Source organism: Specibacter cremeus, assembly GCF_003946885.1.
GTDB lineage: Bacteria > Actinomycetota > Actinomycetes > Actinomycetales > Micrococcaceae > Specibacter > Specibacter cremeus.
On sequence record NZ_RWKQ01000026.1, the window covers coordinates 1 to 15,136 of the forward strand.

Below are 15,136 nucleotides of genomic sequence, written 5' to 3' on the forward strand. Positions count from 1 at the left end.
AGCCGCCAACCACTCATGACGAAACCCGGCAACTCCACCGGGTCAGCCTGCGTTGCCCACCTCACCGCTGATTTTCGGGTTAGAGAAGGTCCTCGATGCCCAGCTGGCTTTCGGGGATGGTGGTGAAGGAGCTGTTGCTGAAGCCCAGCGCGTCGCCGCGGCGGTAGTCGAAGTCGACCACCTCGCCCAGGTACAGGGTGTGGTCGCCGCCGTCGTACGCGGCCCACGGCTTGCACTCGAAGAAGGCCAACACGTGCGACAGCCGCGGGGCCACCTCGCCCTCGACCCACAGCGGCTCCCGGCTGGGTTGGCCGGCGAAGTGCAGGGCCAGGTCCTTCTGCTCGGCGCCGAGGATGTTCACGGTGAACGGACGCTCGGCCAGCTCGTCGTGCGCCTTGGTGCTGCGGGCGATGCTGACGAGCACCAGCGGCGGCTCCAGGGACACGGACGTGAATGAGTTCACGGTCAGGCCGTGGCGTTTGGTGACGCCGTCGAACGTCACGATGGCGACGCCCGTGGCGAAGCGGCCCAGGCTGCCGCGGAAGTGGTGGTCGCGGGGGCGTTCCACCGGGGTCCGGGAGATCTTCTTGGCCAGCTCGGCGAGCCTCTCCGGGGTGTGGCGGGTGGCAATCATCGGTGATCCTTCACGGTCTGGCTGCGCGGAAGGGTCGCGGCGCCCAATCGCCGGCCAATCAAGCAACGACCGTTCGATAGTTGAACATCGCGTCCTAATAGAGAACAATAGAGGGGTGTGAGGCCAAACACAAGCATGCGTGGTCCGGCCCACCGAAATCGGCCGACTACCTAGGANGTCGCGCGGGATCCGCGCGCTGGAGATCCTGGCCGAGGCCCAGTCCCCCATGACCATCGCCGAGCTGTCCGGGGCGCTGGGCGTGCACCGCTCGGTCGCCTACCGGATCCTGCGCACGCTCGAGGACCATTCCCTGCTGATGCGCGACGACGCCGGCCGGCTGCTGGCCGGGCCCGGCCTGGCGGCACTCGCCCGCGGCGTATCGCGGGACCTGCAGACGGCGGCGCTGCCGGAACTGACGGATCTGGCCAACTCGCTGTCCATGACGGCGTTCATCGCCGTGTGGGACCACCGCGATTCCGTCACCCTCCTAACGGTGGAGCCCCGGCATTCCGGCGCAACCCTGGCGCAACGCCCGGGCACGCGGCACTCGTTCAGCTCCGGCGCGCCCGGCATCGCCATCCAGTCGGCCATCAGCGAGGACGCGTGGGCGCGGCTGGCACCGGGCCTGCCCTACCGCGCCGAAGCGCGTGCCGCCCGGACGGTCGGATTCGCCACGAGCCATGACGAGGTCCTCCCCGGGGTCTCCGCGATCGCCGCGCCCATCAACGTCCCCGGCGGCATGCCGGCGGCCATTTGCGTGGTCTTCCTGGGGCCGAGCCCCGATCCGGAGGCCATCGGGGCCCGGCTGGCCGCCAGCGCGCGCACCATCGAGGCCCAGCTGCACTAGCGGGCCCACCCCGAAACACCCAGTCCCGGAAAGTAAGGCGCACAAGCGCACCGAAACTCCCCCGATTCGGTGCGCTTCCGCGCCTTACATTGAATATCCCCAGGGGGCTTGACGTGACCACGCTTACAGGTCTACGGTGATCGTATACGATTTCATACTCGATGAACCGGCTATTCGATGAACCGGGTGGTGAAATCGTGCCGATCCAGCAATCTTCGCACCAGGAGTGATCTTCGTGGAACCAGTCACCGCAGACAGGCTCAACGAGGCCGGCAAGGTCATCGCCGTCCACCTGAGCTACGCGTCGCGGGCAGCCCAGCGCGGCCGCACCCCCGCCTTCCCCTCCTATTTCCTGAAGGCCACGTCGTCGCTCTCGGTCACCGGCACCCCGGTGGAGCGCCCGGCCGGCACCGAACTGCTCGCGTTCGAGGGCGAGATCGCCCTGGTCATCGGCACGGCCGCCCGCCGCGTCAGCGTCGAGGACGCCTGGGGTCACGTCGGTGCCGTCACGGCAAGCAACGACCTGGGCGTGTACGACATCAAGTACGCGGACAAGGGCTCCAACGTCCGGTCCAAGTCCGGTGACGGTTTCACGCCCGTCGGCCCGGCATTGCTCCCGGCGGACAAGATCGACCCGGCCGCGCTGCGCATCCGCACCTGGGTCAACGGCGAGCTCGTCCAGGACGCGAGCACCACGGAACTCATCTTCCCGTTCGCCCAGATCGTGGCGGACCTGTCCCAGCAGATGACGCTGCACCCCGGCGACATCATCCTGACCGGCACCCCGGCCGGCTCGTCCGTGATCGTCCCAGGCGACGTCGTCGAGGTCCAGGTCGACGACGAGGCGGCCGGCCTGTCCACCGGCCGGCTGTCCACCCCCGTCACGCAGGGCACGGCCCCGTTCGCCGCGTTCGGCAACCAGCCCAAGTTCACCGACGCGGACCGGATCGACGCGTTCGGCACGGCGGCGGCCGCCGGCATCGCGGAACCCATCACCGGCAAGTCGGCGCTGACCGAGGACGTGAAGGCCAAGCTGCTCTCCGTCGCCACGGCCACGATCTCCGGCGCGCTGCGCAAACGCGGCCTGAACAACGTCTCCATCGACGGCCTGCAGGCCACGAAGGGCACCCGCAAGGTCATCGGCACCGCCCGGACCCTGCGTTACGTGCCGAACCGGGAGGACCTGTTCAAGTCCCACGGGGGCGGCTTCAACGCCCAGAAACGCATCATCGACTCCATCGGGGAGGGCGAGATCCTCGTCATGGAGGCCCGTGGCGAGAAGGGCGCCGGCACGCTCGGGGACATCCTGGGCCTGCGCGCCCAGGTCCGCGGCGCCGCGGCCATCATCACCGACGGCGGCGTCCGCGACCACGCCGCCGTGGCCGGGCTGGACATCCCGACGTTCTTCAACTCCGTCCACCCGGCCGTCCTTGGCCGCAAGCATGTGCCGTGGGACACCGACGTCACGATCGGCTGCGGCGGCGCCACGGTGCAGCCCGGGGACATCATCGTCGCCGACTCCGACGGCATCCTCGTCATCCCGCCGCACCTGGCCGCCGAGATCGCGGACGAGGTCGTCGAGCAGGAACGCATGGACACGTTCGTCTTCCAAAGGGTCGGCGAGGGCCACCAGGTCGACGGCCTGTTCCCGATGAACGCCGATTGGAAGGCCCGCTACAACGAGTGGGTTGCCGCCGGTGGAGACGATGACGGCGAGTAAGTCGGAGCTGGCCTACACGGTCATCAAGGACAAGATCCTCTCCGGCGCCTACTCCCCCGGCTACCGGCTGGTGCTGTCCACGCTGGCCGGCCAGCTCGGCGTCAGCGTGGTCCCCGTCCGGGAGGCCATCCGCCGGCTCGAGGCGGAAAGCTTCATCACGTTCGAGCGCAACGTCGGGGCGACCGTGGCCGGCATCGACCCGACCGAGTACCTGTACACCATGCAGACCCTGAGCATCATCGAGGGCGCCGCGACGGCCCTGTCGGCCCCGCTGATCACCCAGCCGGACATCGACCGGGCCAGGGAGGTCAATGCGCGGATGCGCGCCTGCCTGGACGACTTCGACCCGGTGCGTTTCACCGCGCTGAACCTGGACTTCCACTCGGTGTTGTTCGAAAGCTGCCCCAACCCGCACATCCTTGACCTCGTGCACCGCGGCTGGAACCGGCTCAAGGCGCTTCGCCAGTCGACGTTCACGTACGTGCCGGGCCGGGCCCGCGAGTCCGTCGCCGAACATGAGGAGCTCCTGCGGCTCCTGGAAAGCGGTGCCCCGGCGGCCGACGTCGAACGCGCCGCCCGCGCCCACCGCGCCGCCACGCTGGACGCCTACCTGGCGCACAACGCGAACGACGGCGTCCCCTCACCTTACTGACGACCCCCACCCCTCACAGCAGAAAAGGAACCCCATGAGCAAGCACTTTGTTCCGGACAACCTGCCCACCCACCTGCAGCACTACATCGGCGGCAGGTTCGTCGACTCGATCGGCGGCGAGACGTTCGAGATCCTCGACCCGGTCACGAACACGCCGTACGCCACCGCCGCGGCCGGGCAGAAGGCCGACATCGACGCCGCCGTCGCCGCCGCCCGCGACGCGTTCGTGAACGGCCCCTGGCCGACCATGAAGCCGCGTGAGCGCGCCACCGTGCTGTACGCGATCGCCGACGCCGTCGTCGCCCAGGAGGACCGGCTGGCCGAGATGGAGACGTTCGACACCGGGCTGCCCATCACCCAGGCCCGCGGCCAGGCCCAGCGCGCGGCGGAGAACTTCCGCTTCTTCGCCGACCTGATCGTCGCCCAGCAGGACACCGCGCTGAAGGTCCCCGGCGCGCAGGTCAACTACGTCAACCGCAAGCCGATCGGCGTCGCCGGCCTGATCACGCCGTGGAACACGCCGTTCATGCTCGAGTCCTGGAAGCTGGCCCCGTCGATCGCGTCCGGCTGCACCGTGGTGCTCAAGCCGGCCGAGTTCACGCCGCTGTCCGCCTCGCTGTGGGCGACGATCTTCGAGGACGCCGGCCTGCCGGCGGGCGTGTTCAACCTGGTCAACGGCATGGGCGAGGAGGCCGGCGACGCGCTCGTCAAGCACCCGCAGGTCCCGCTGATCTCCTTCACCGGCGAGTCCTCCACCGGACAGCTGATCTTCCGCAACTGCGCCGAGAACCTGAAGGGCATGTCGATGGAGCTCGGCGGCAAGTCCCCGGCCATCGTGTTCGCCGACGCCGACTTCGACGCCGCCATCGACTCCACGCTGTTCGGCGTGTTCTCGCTGAACGGCGAGCGCTGCACGGCCGGATCCCGGATCCTGGTGGAGCGGCCCATCTACGACAAGTTCGTCGAGGCGTACGCGGCCCGGGCGAAGAACATCAAGGTCGGCGACCCGCACGACCCGGCCACCCAGGTCGGCGCGCTGGTCCACCCCGAGCACTATGAGAAGGTCATGGGCTACGTGGAACTCGGCAAGACCGAGGGACGCCTGGTGGCCGGCGGCGGCCGCCCGGAGAACCTGCCCGAGGGCCAGGAGAACGGCTCCTACGTGGCGCCGACCGTGTTCGTCGACGTCGCCCCGGACGCGCGCATCTTCCAGGAGGAGATCTTCGGCCCGGTCGTGGCGATCACGCCGTTCGACACGGACGAGGAGGCGCTCGCGCTGGCCAACAACACCAAGTACGGGCTGGCCGCCTACGTGTGGACGAACAGCCTGGTGCGCGCCCACAACTTCGCCCAGGACGTGGAGGCCGGGATGGTGTGGCTCAACAGCCACAACGTGCGCGACCTGCGGTCCCCGTTCGGCGGCGTGAAGGCCTCCGGCCTGGGCCACGAGGGCGGCTACCGTTCCATCGACTTCTACACCGACCAGCAGGCCGTGCACATCACGCTCGGCGCGGTCCACACCCCCAAGTTCGGCGCCTGAGCGCCGGTCCGACAGTTTTTGCAAAGGAGCACCCCCAATGAGCAACATCATCGAAAAGCCCTCGGTCCCGGCGCCGGACATCCTGCGCTGCGCGTACATGGAGATCGTGGTCACCGACCTGGCCAAGTCCCGCGCGTTCTACGTGGACCTGCTGGGCCTGCACGTGACCCATGAGGATGACAAGCAGATCTACCTGCGCTCCTTCGAGGAGTTCATCCACCACAACCTGGTGCTGACGCTCGGTCCGATCGCCGCCGTCGCCGCGTTCTCCTACCGTGTCCGCTCCGCCAAGGACGTGGACCTGGCCGAGGCGTACTACAAGGAGCTGGGCTGCCGCACCGAGCGCCGCAAGGACGGGTTCGTGCGCGGCATCGGCGACTCGCTGCGCGTCGAGGACCCGCTGGGCTTCCCGTACGAGTTCTTCCACGAGGTGGAGCACGTGGAGCGCCTGCACATGCGCTACGACCTCTACTCGGCCGGCGAGCTGGTGCGCCTGGACCACTTCAACCAGGTCACCCCGGACGTGCCGCGCGGGCGCAAGTACCTCGAGGACCTGGGCTTCCGCGTCACCGAGGACATCAAGGATGAGGCGGGCGTCACCTACGCCGCCTGGATGCACCGCAAGGGCACCGTGCACGACACGGCCCTGACCGGCGGCGACGGCCCGCGCATGCACCACGTGGCCTTCTCCACCCATGAGAAGCACAACATCATCCAGATCTGCGACAAGATGGGCGCGCTGCGCATGTCCGACCGGATCGAGCGCGGACCGGGACGCCACGGCGTCTCCAACGCGTTCTACCTGTACATCCTGGACCCGGACGACCACCGCGTCGAGATCTACACGCAGGACTACTACACCGGCGACCCGGACAACCCGGTCATCACCTGGGACGTGCACGACAACCAGCGCCGCGACTGGTGGGGCAACCCGGTGGTCCCGTCTTGGTACACCGAGGCCTCCCTGGTGCTGGACCTGGACGGCAACCCGCAGCAGGTCATCGAACGCACGGACTCCTCGGAGATGGCGGTGACCGTTGGCGCCGACGGGTTCTCCTACACCCGCGCGCCGGGCGACGCCCTGATGGGTGACCCGGACGAGGAGGTCGGCTTCAAGCTCGGCCACCAGCTGTAGAACCCACTTGCCTCGCAGCGCCCGCAGGAAGGAACCCCCATGCTAGACACGAACACGATCACGGCCATCGCCGATGAACTGGTCGAGGCCGGCCGCACCCGCACCCCGGTGCCACGGCTGACCCAGCGGTACCCGGAGATGACAGTGGAGGATTCGTACCGGGTCCAGGACCTGTGGCGGCAGCGCTGCGAGGCAAACGGCCGGACGCTGGCCGGCCGGAAGATCGGCCTGACCTCCAAGGCCATGCAGTACGCCACCGGCATCACCGAGCCGGACTATGGCATCATCTTCGATGACATGGTGTTGGAGAACGGCGCCACGGTGGAGTGGGACGCGTACACGCACCCGCGCATCGAGGTGGAGCTGGCGTTCCTGCTGAACAAGGACATCGCAGGTCCCAACGCCACGCTGTTCGACGTGCTGAACGCCACCGAATACGTGGTGCCGGCGCTGGAGATCCTCGATTCGCGCATCGAGATGGAGGGCCGCACGATCGTGGACACCATCTCCGACAACGCGGCCATGGGCGCCATGGTGGTCGGCGGCAACCCGGTGCGCCCGCACGACGTCGACCTGCGCTGGGTTGCCGCGATCCTCTACAAGAACCAGGTAGTCGAGGAGACCGGCGTCGCCGCCGGCGTGCTGAACCACCCCGGGGCGGGCGTGTACTGGCTGGCGAACAAGATCGCCGCGCACGGGGACACGCTCAAGGCCGGCGAGCTCATCCTGGCCGGTTCGTTCACCCGGCCCCTGTGGGTGCACAAGGGTGACACCGTGTTCGCCGACTATGGGAAACTGGGGACCATCACATGCCGTTTCGAGTAGCCCCGGCCCCGTCGTTCAAGGACGCCCTGGCCGCCGCCGACCGCCCGTTGGCGGGCATGTGGGCCTGCTCCGGCAGCCCGCTGGTGGCCGAGATCTGCGCCGGCGCCGGCCTGGACTGGCTGCTCATCGACGCCGAGCACAGCCCCAACGGGCTGGAATCGGTGCTGGCCCAGCTGCAGGCCGTCAACGGCTACCCGGTCACGCCCGTGGTCCGGCCGCCGGTCAACGACACCGTGCTGATCAAGCAGTACCTGGACCTGGGCGCGCAGTCGCTGCTCATCCCGATGGTCCACACGGCCGACGACGCTGCTGCCGCGGTTGCCGCCGCGCACTACCCGCCCCGGGGCGTGCGCGGCGTCGGCTCGGCGCTGGCCCGCTCCGCCCGCTGGAACCGCATCCCGGGTTACCTGGAACGCGCAGGGGACACGGTCACCGTCATGGTGCAGATCGAGTCGGCGCAGGCCGTGGAGAACGCGGCGGCCATCGCGGCCGTGGACGGCGTCGACGCCGTGTTCCTGGGTCCGTCGGACCTCGCCGCGTCCATGGGCGTGATCGGCCAGCAGGAGCATCCGGACGTGGTTGCCGCCGTCGAGCATTGCCTCCGGGTCGCCAAGGCGGCCGGCAAGCCGGTGGGCGTGAACGCGTTCGCCGAGGCAACCGCCCGGCGCTACCTGGCCGCGGGTGCCGACTTCATCCTGGTCGGCGCCGACGTGGCGCTGCTGGCCCGCGGCAGCGAGGCCCTCGCCGCCAAGTATGTGCCGCAGGCAATCGGGACGAACGACGCCGGCACCCCCGCAAGCTACTGAAACCACAAGGAGAACACCCGTGACCGCTTCCCTGACCATCACCGCCACGCGCGAGGCAGAGCTGCTCGCGTCCGTCCCCACCGGCCTGCTCATCAACGGCCAATGGCGCGATTCGTCCACCGGCAAGACGCTCGACGTGCACGACCCCGCCACCGGCCGGGTGCTGGCCTCGATCGCCGACGGCGGCACGGAGGACGCGCTCGCCGCGCTGGACGCCGCCTCCGCCGCGCAGGCCGGCTGGGCCCGCACGGCCCCGCGCGTGCGCGCCGAGATCCTGCGCAAGGCGTTCGAGCTGGTCACCGAGCGGGCCGAGGACTTCGCCCTGCTCATGACCCTGGAGATGGGCAAGCCGCTGGCCGAGGCGCGCGGCGAGGTCGCCTACGGCGCCGAGTTCCTGCGCTGGTACTCGGAGGAAACGGTGCGCGACTACGGCCGCTACCTGACCACGCCCGAGGGCAAGAACAAGATCCTGGTCCAGCGCAAGCCGGTGGGCCCGTGCCTGCTGATCACGCCGTGGAACTTCCCGCTGGCCATGGCCACGCGCAAGGTGGGCCCCGCCGTCGCCGCCGGCTGCACCATGGTGCTCAAGCCGGCGAAGCTGACCCCGCTGACCTCCCAGCTGTTCGCGGCGGTCATGCTCGAGGCGGGCCTGCCCGCCGGCGTGCTGAACGTCGTCGCCGGCTCCAGCGCCTCCGCCATCTCCGGGCCGCTGCTGGCCGACCCGCGCCTGCGCAAGGTGTCGTTCACCGGGTCCACCGAGGTGGGCAAGCGGCTCATGGCCGACGCGGCGAACAACGTGCTGCGCACGTCCATGGAGCTCGGCGGCAACGCCCCGTTCATTGTGTTCGACGACGCCGACCTGGACAAGGCCGTCGAGGGCGCGGTCGCGGCCAAGATGCGCAACATGGGCGAGGCGTGCACGGCCGCGAACCGGTTCCTGGTCCAGGACACCGTGGCCGCGGAGTTCTCCGCGTTGCTGGCCGCCCGGATCGGCGCACTGACCACCGGCCGCGGCACCGAGGCCGGCGTCGACGTGGGCCCCATGATCGAGGAAAAGGCGCGCACCAACATCCACGCGCTCGTCACCGACGCCGTGGCGGCCGGCGCCACGGTGCTGACCGGCGGCGACGTGGTGCCCGGCGACGGTTTCTTCTACCAGCCGACCGTGTTGGGCAATGTGCCGAACGACGCGGCCATCCTGTCGCAGGAGATCTTCGGCCCGGTCGCCCCGATCACCACCTTCACGGACGAGGACGACGCGGCGCGCATCGCCAACTCCACCGAGTACGGGCTGGCGTCCTACGTGTACAGCCGCGACTTCTCGACGTTCCTGCGCATGAGCGAGAAGCTGGAGTTCGGCATGGTCGGCTTCAACGCCGGGGTCATCTCCAACGCGGCCGCCCCGTTCGGCGGCGTCAAGCACTCCGGCCTGGGCCGCGAGGGCGGCGCGGAGGGCATCGCCGAATACACGACGACGCAGTACCTGGGCATCGCCGACCCGTACGCCGGCTGACGGGGGCCCGTAGCGCCCATGGTCAGGTACACCCTGCGGCAGGTCCAGCATTTCGTGGCGGTCGCCGACGCCGGGTCGATCCGGGCCGCGTCGGAGGCCGCGCACGTCTCCCAGGCGGGACTGTCGCTGGCCCTGACCGAGCTCGAGAAGGCCCTCGACGCCCAGCTGATGGTCCGCCACAAGGCGAAGGGGGTCACGCTCACCAGTGCCGGGCAGCGGTTCCTGGGCGAGGCCCGGGCGCTGCTGCGGCACGCCGACGAGGTGGCCTCGACCGTCGGCGGCGACCAGGAGGAGCTCGGGGGACCGCTGGCCGTCGGCTGCTACTCCACCCTGGCCGCGTTCTGGATCCCGCCCATCACGGCCGGGTTCCTGGCCCGGCACCCGAAGTTGCGCCTGCAACTCACCGAGGGCTCCCCCGGTGAGTTGCAGGCGATGGCATTGGACGGCAGGCTCGACGCCGTGCTCACGCACACCCGGCACGTGGCGGCGGGCATGGATTTCCGGGTCATCGCCTCCGGGGTGCCGTATGTGCTGGTCGGCGCCGGGCACCGGCTGGCCGGGCGGCCCGGCGTGCGCCTGGCCGAGCTGGCCGACGACGACATGGTGCTGCTGGACATCCCGTCGGTGCGCGACAACCAGCTGCCGAACCTGCGCGCCTCCGGGCTGGAGCCGCGGATCGCGTGGCGGTCGACGAGCTTCGAGGCGGTGCGCGGCATGGTCGCCCGCGGGCTGGGGTACACGGTGCTCGTCCAGCGCCCCGCCCACGACGTGAGCTACGAGGGCCTGCCGCTGGTGGCGCTGCCCATCGAGGGGCCGATCGGCCACAGCGACATCTGCGTCGCGTTCCCGGCCGGGACCAGGCTGAGCCCGCGGCTGGCCGCGCTGATCGACTTCTGCGAGGCGTACGACCCGGCCGCGCCGACGATGTGACGAGCGCCAAGCGCACGGTGGGTGCCGCCGTCGTGCTCTTTCCGTTACCTCATCTCGCCGGTGAGGTCGCGGCCCAGGCCCTCCTTCGTCGCCATGACGCACACGGCGGCGGCCACGAACGCGAGCGCCCACGCCGCCCCGACGAGCCACAGCGAGCCGCCGGCCAGGATGACCAGCGAGCCGGCGATCAGCGGCGTGAAGCCGGCGCCGAGCGTCGAGGCGGACTGGTACGTCAGCGACGCGCCGGTGTAGCGCACGCGGGTCGGGAACAGCTCCGCGACGTAGGCGCCGAACGGCCCGAAGATCACGCCCTGGATGACCCCGTTGGCCAGGAACAGGCCGGCCGCGAAGCCCCAGAGCGTGTTGGTCTGCAGCAGCCACAGGATCGGGAACGCCAGCACGACGCCGGCGATCATGCCGGCCAGCATGACGGGGCGGCGGCCGTACCTGTCGCACAGGCGGGCGGCGATGATGATGAACACCACCGTCAGGGTGGCGCCGACGGCCTTCACGTTCAGCACGCCGGTCTGGCTGACGCCGTGGTCCACCGCGTAGGAGACGGCCCAGACCGTCATCAGGCCCTGCACGGTGTAGCTGCTCATGCCGGCGATGGTGCCCAGGATGAGGTTGCGGGGGTACTTCGTGAGGACCTCCAGCAGCGGCACCTTCTTCTTCTCCGCCGTCTTCTCCAGGTCCAGGAACAGCGGCGTCTCCGACACCTTGAGGCGGATGACCAGGCCGACGGCGATCAGCGCCAGGCTGAGCAGGAAGGGGATGCGCCAGCCCCACGCCAGGAACTCGGCCTTGGGCAGCACGGACACGGCGGACATGACGAGCGTGGCCATCACGGCGCCGGCCGGGCCGCCCATGTTGGCGAAGCTGGCCGCGAAGCCGCGGCGCTTGGCGGGGGCGTGCTCGAGGGCGACGAGCATGGCCCCGCCCCATTCGCCGCCGACCGCGATTCCCTGGATGAGGCGCAACGCGACCAGCAGGATCGGGGCGGCCAGGCCGACCTGCGCCGTCGTCGGCAGCAGGCCGATGCACGTGGTCGCCAGGCCCATCATGACCATGGACACGATCAGGCAGCCCTTGCGGCCCAGCTTGTCGCCGAAGTGGCCGAAGATGGCGCCGCCGAGCGGGCGGGCCACGTAGCCGACGGCGAGGGTGCCGAAGGAGGCGAACAGGCCGATGGCGGGCGGCACGTTGGTGAAGAAGACCTTGTTGAACACGAGGCTGGCCGCGGTGGCGTACAGGACGAAGTCGTAGAACTCGATGGCGCTGCCGATGAAGCTGGAGGCCAGGATGCGCCGCATGCCCCTGGTATTGAGGCTGTCCGGTCGGCCTGCGGGCGCGGTGGGGGCGGGCGCGGGTCCGCCCGCTGGGCCGGTCATGTTGTCAATTGTCATCGTGCGTGGGCCAATTCTTCCAGGGGGACGGTGGTGGAGGGGGTGCCGAACGGGATGGAGTCGAGGTCGTTCGGCACGTGGTAGTCGCCGTTGAAGCCGGCCCCGGCCGCCTCCCAGACGTGTTGCGGCGTGGTGCCGGGCACCAGGTGGTGCAGGGCGAGCGCCTTCGCGCCGGCCCGGTTGGCCAGGTCGACGGCCTCGGCGGCGCTGGTGTGGGATTTGCGGTGGTGGTCCTTCGACGCCTGGCCGGTGCTGTTGCCCGACCCGCCGTAGGTCCGTTCGACCCAGTCGAAGTCGATGGCCTCGTGCAGCAGCAGGTCGGTGCCGCGGGCCAGCCGGACCAGGTTCTCGCACGGAGCGGTGTCGCCGGAGACGGTCACCGAGCCGTGGGCCGTGTCGAAGCGATAGGCGAATGCGGGGGCGATCGGCGGGTGCTCCACCAGGGTGGCCGTGACTCTCACGTGGTCGTCCCGGTACACCTCGAACGGTTCCATCCCGGCCGGGGTCGGATTCGTGTTGGGATGGTAGCCGGTGGCCGCCGGGATCTCGATGTCCTGGGGTTCGAAGTAGTCGAACGGGCTGGGTCGCAGCGCGTCGAGGATCCTGTCATTGAGGTCCGTGGCGTAGGCGGCCATCAGGTGGGTGAACATGCCGGTCACCCCGGGGGTCGGGTTGCCCGGGAAGACGGGCGACGGCGGCACGGCGGCACGCGGTGAGACCGGCGGCAGCGCGCCGCGGTCGCCCGGGCCGATGATCTTGATCGAGTGCTGGTTGGGCGCGAGCGTGAACATGCCGAAGATGGCCAGCGAGCCGAGGTCGATGGTGTGGTCGGAGTGCAGGTGGGTGATGAAGATGCCGCGCAGCGAGTTCACCGGCAGGTTGGCGAGCATCATCTGCCGGCCCACGCCGTGGCCGGCGTCGACCAGGTAGGTGCGCTCGCCCACGACGACGGCCGTCGCGATGCCCGACCGTTTCCCGGCGTTCTCCCCCGTCCACCAGCGCGGTCCGCCGGCGGTGCCCAGGGTGACGACCCGGGGCGTGGTGTCCACGGCTGGCTGATTCATGAAAGGCGGCTCCCGACTTCGTTGGCGATGGACCCACACCTTGTGTGGCGGGTCACGTACCTCCATGGTGCATCCCACAAGTTCCGATTGAAAAACGGTTAAAACCGGCCTGAAAACATGGTTTTGCTTATGTCTCTGCGGGCGACCCCTCACCGGCCGCGCGGCACGGCGTCGCGGCGCTCCCGCCCTGTAGCGGGTGCCGGCGGCGCCTTCGCCGGCCGCACGTCCCGCCCCTGGTACACGGACCGGGTGAAGGCCACGGCCTGGCCGGGGCCCGCGACCCCCATGAAGTCCCGGATGGACTTCCTGGCCCCGTCGATCGACGGGTCCGCGGAGTGCTCGGCCTGCCTTGCGTCCCCCAGGTACCCGTCCAGCGAGTGTGCCCGGGCGATGACATCCTGCATTGTTCCGACCCCGTCGCCGGGCCGCGAGGACGTGACGGTGACCCAATTGGACCGATCCGGCGGGGCTGCCCCATCCGCGGCCGTGACAATGTCGTAGGTGTTTTCCAGGCCCAGCACGCCCACACGACCGTCCACGGGCAGCCGGGCGATGGGAGCGCCCGCGGTGACGACCATCGTCACGTTGAACTCCGCCAGGAACGCCGGGTCGGCGGCCGCCGCGGCGGCATGGATGCCGCCACCGCTGTGTCCGGTGAGCATGACCGGGTCTCCCGGCTTCGCGCCGGCATCCTGCAGCGCCGCCTTCAGCAGTTCCTCCACCATGACCTGCTTCTCCATGAACTCCTTGCGCCGGGCGCTCGTCAGTGCCTGCAGGTCGCCCTCGAGGTCGAACAGGTTCTCGGAGTCCGGCGGGTCCCACACCTCGGTCCCCGGCAGGGCGACCCGCCAGGCGATGGTGCCGTCGGCACGTTCAATCCGGTCCACGATGACTGCCGACGGCGCCACCGCGTAGGCGTCCCGGGGCGCCTCCAGGATGCCCTCGATGGTCGCCCTGGTGGTGCCGCGGACGCCGGTCCCGGACGGTTGCGCCGACCAGTCGCCGGCCGGAATGCGCCGCACGCTCACGGTGCCCGGCCGCGTCACCCCCGTGCTGTCAAGCATGTGCCGGACGCCGGCGGCCGCCGCGGCTGCGGTGTCGGACCGCTCCGGATGCCGTCCCAGGCTGAGCAGGTACGCCAGGGCCGGCCACCCTCCTGCGGCACCGGCGAGGAAGGCGGGTCCGCCGTTGATGCTGTCCTCCGTGGCGTCCCGGAACCCCTTGGTCCAGAACGAGTCCAGCCACCTGCCGAGGTCGCGCACGCTGTTGTTGGGGCCGCCGGGCAGCAACCACGACTGGGCGGTGAAGTGGGATCCGGCGCGGAACGCGTCCAATTGGTTCTTGCGGGCCAGGAAGAGCCGGTTGCGCTCCTCCGCCTCGTCATACCGCCGGGCGGCCGTCGCCGTGTTGTCCGCCAGGGTTTTCAAGCCGATCCGGGCCGTGCTGCACGCCTTCGCGGCCTCCCGCATCCGTTCGACGGCCGCGTACGGGTGGTCGGGCAGGCCCATCGTGCCCTCCTCGAGCCAGGTCGCCTCGAAGTCCGCTCGTGGACCCACCGGGTCCAGGTCCGCCGAGATGGCATCGATCCGGGAACCCGCCAAAGCGATGACGCCGAGCTGGTACCGCGTGGAGCCCACGCCGCCAATGACGGTGAACATCGTGCCAACGCACACGTCGTTCGCGTTCATCCGGCCGCCCCGGCCACGTCCAGGCGCAGCGAGTAATGCCGGACCAGGCCGGCGGCGCCGCGCAGGTCGTCGGCCGCAGCGGCCAACGCGTGCGCTTGCCCGGCCACCGCCTCCCTGAAGGCCTGCGCCGCCGCGGACTCCCACTCCACCGCACCCGCGGCGGCCAGCCGGACGCGCGCCTCATCCATTTGCCCGGCCAACCTGTCAAGGACGCCGGCCACCCGGGCGACCTCCCCCGCTGACGGCCCGCCGGCCGCATACCCCATCATGTCCACTCCCTAAGCTGCCATGCGATCTGCTGTGGGCCGACGATACGGCCGGGGCATTGCCGTTGGACAGTGTTCATGAAACGGCTGTCGATAACCGGCGGGGCCGG

14 protein-coding genes are annotated in these 15,136 nt (G+C 70.0%); 9 read left to right on the plus strand and 5 right to left on the minus strand.

Annotated features, from left to right (window positions below):
• Positions 1–79: 79 nt before the first annotated feature.
• A complete protein-coding gene (locus EJC77_RS11320) occupies positions 80–634 on the minus strand; it encodes a flavin reductase family protein (RefSeq protein ID WP_125612672.1) in 555 nt (184 codons plus the stop codon).
• A 139-nt stretch (positions 635–773) separates the two neighbouring features.
• Here EJC77_RS11320 and EJC77_RS11325 point away from each other — a divergent pair, with 139 nt between their 5' ends.
• From EJC77_RS11325 to EJC77_RS11365, 9 genes are all read left to right on the plus strand, one after another.
• Entirely contained in the window at positions 774–1,481 is a 708-nt protein-coding gene (locus tag EJC77_RS11325) for an IclR family transcriptional regulator (RefSeq protein WP_125612674.1), read from the plus strand.
• Positions 1,482–1,716: 235 nt separating this feature from the next.
• Positions 1,717–3,201, plus strand: coding sequence for a fumarylacetoacetate hydrolase family protein (locus EJC77_RS11330; RefSeq protein ID WP_125612676.1), 1,485 nt, complete (start codon positions 1,717–1,719; stop codon positions 3,199–3,201).
• The gene (locus EJC77_RS11335) at positions 3,188–3,853 is read left to right on the plus strand and encodes a GntR family transcriptional regulator (protein WP_125612678.1); all 666 of its coding nucleotides are present in this window, start codon (positions 3,188–3,190) and stop codon (positions 3,851–3,853) included. Before EJC77_RS11330 ends, EJC77_RS11335 begins: the two co-directional genes overlap by 14 nt.
• Before the next feature lie 34 nt (positions 3,854–3,887).
• Complete coding sequence (hpaE, locus tag EJC77_RS11340) at positions 3,888–5,393, plus strand: 5-carboxymethyl-2-hydroxymuconate semialdehyde dehydrogenase (RefSeq protein ID WP_125612680.1); 1,506 nt, start codon at positions 3,888–3,890, stop codon at positions 5,391–5,393.
• A 37-nt stretch (positions 5,394–5,430) separates the two neighbouring features.
• Positions 5,431–6,528 (plus strand): 3,4-dihydroxyphenylacetate 2,3-dioxygenase, encoded by a 1,098-nt coding sequence (gene hpaD / locus EJC77_RS11345; RefSeq protein ID WP_125612682.1) that lies wholly within the window; start codon positions 5,431–5,433, stop codon positions 6,526–6,528.
• Between the two features lie 39 nt (positions 6,529–6,567).
• Positions 6,568–7,353, plus strand: coding sequence for a 2-oxo-hept-4-ene-1,7-dioate hydratase (gene hpaH, locus EJC77_RS11350; protein WP_125612684.1), 786 nt, complete (start codon positions 6,568–6,570; stop codon positions 7,351–7,353).
• Entirely contained in the window at positions 7,338–8,159 is an 822-nt protein-coding gene (locus tag EJC77_RS11355; protein WP_205787179.1) for an aldolase/citrate lyase family protein, read from the plus strand. The genes hpaH and EJC77_RS11355 overlap by 16 nt, the downstream gene beginning before the upstream one ends.
• Positions 8,160–8,190: 31 nt before the next feature.
• The gene (locus EJC77_RS11360) at positions 8,191–9,672 is read left to right on the plus strand and encodes an NAD-dependent succinate-semialdehyde dehydrogenase (RefSeq protein WP_240630169.1); all 1,482 of its coding nucleotides are present in this window, start codon (positions 8,191–8,193) and stop codon (positions 9,670–9,672) included.
• 18 nt (positions 9,673–9,690) lie between these two features.
• The gene (locus tag EJC77_RS11365) at positions 9,691–10,602 is read left to right on the plus strand and encodes a LysR family transcriptional regulator (protein ID WP_125612688.1); all 912 of its coding nucleotides are present in this window, start codon (positions 9,691–9,693) and stop codon (positions 10,600–10,602) included.
• Between the two features lie 44 nt (positions 10,603–10,646).
• On the opposite strand, the gene EJC77_RS11370 is transcribed toward EJC77_RS11365, so the two are convergent.
• The 4 genes from EJC77_RS11370 to EJC77_RS11385 form a co-directional block, all read right to left on the minus strand.
• A complete protein-coding gene (locus EJC77_RS11370) occupies positions 10,647–11,993 on the minus strand; it encodes an MFS transporter (RefSeq protein ID WP_164520386.1) in 1,347 nt (448 codons plus the stop codon).
• An 11-nt stretch (positions 11,994–12,004) separates the two neighbouring features.
• The gene (locus EJC77_RS11375; RefSeq protein ID WP_125612692.1) at positions 12,005–13,072 is read right to left on the minus strand and encodes an MBL fold metallo-hydrolase; all 1,068 of its coding nucleotides are present in this window, start codon (positions 13,070–13,072) and stop codon (positions 12,005–12,007) included.
• A gap of 149 nt (positions 13,073–13,221) precedes the next feature.
• The gene (locus EJC77_RS11380) at positions 13,222–14,760 is read right to left on the minus strand and encodes a hypothetical protein (protein ID WP_125612694.1); all 1,539 of its coding nucleotides are present in this window, start codon (positions 14,758–14,760) and stop codon (positions 13,222–13,224) included.
• Entirely contained in the window at positions 14,757–15,029 is a 273-nt protein-coding gene (locus tag EJC77_RS11385) for a hypothetical protein (RefSeq protein ID WP_125612696.1), read from the minus strand. The genes EJC77_RS11380 and EJC77_RS11385 overlap by 4 nt, the downstream gene beginning before the upstream one ends.
• Between the last annotated feature and the right edge of the window lie 107 nt (positions 15,030–15,136).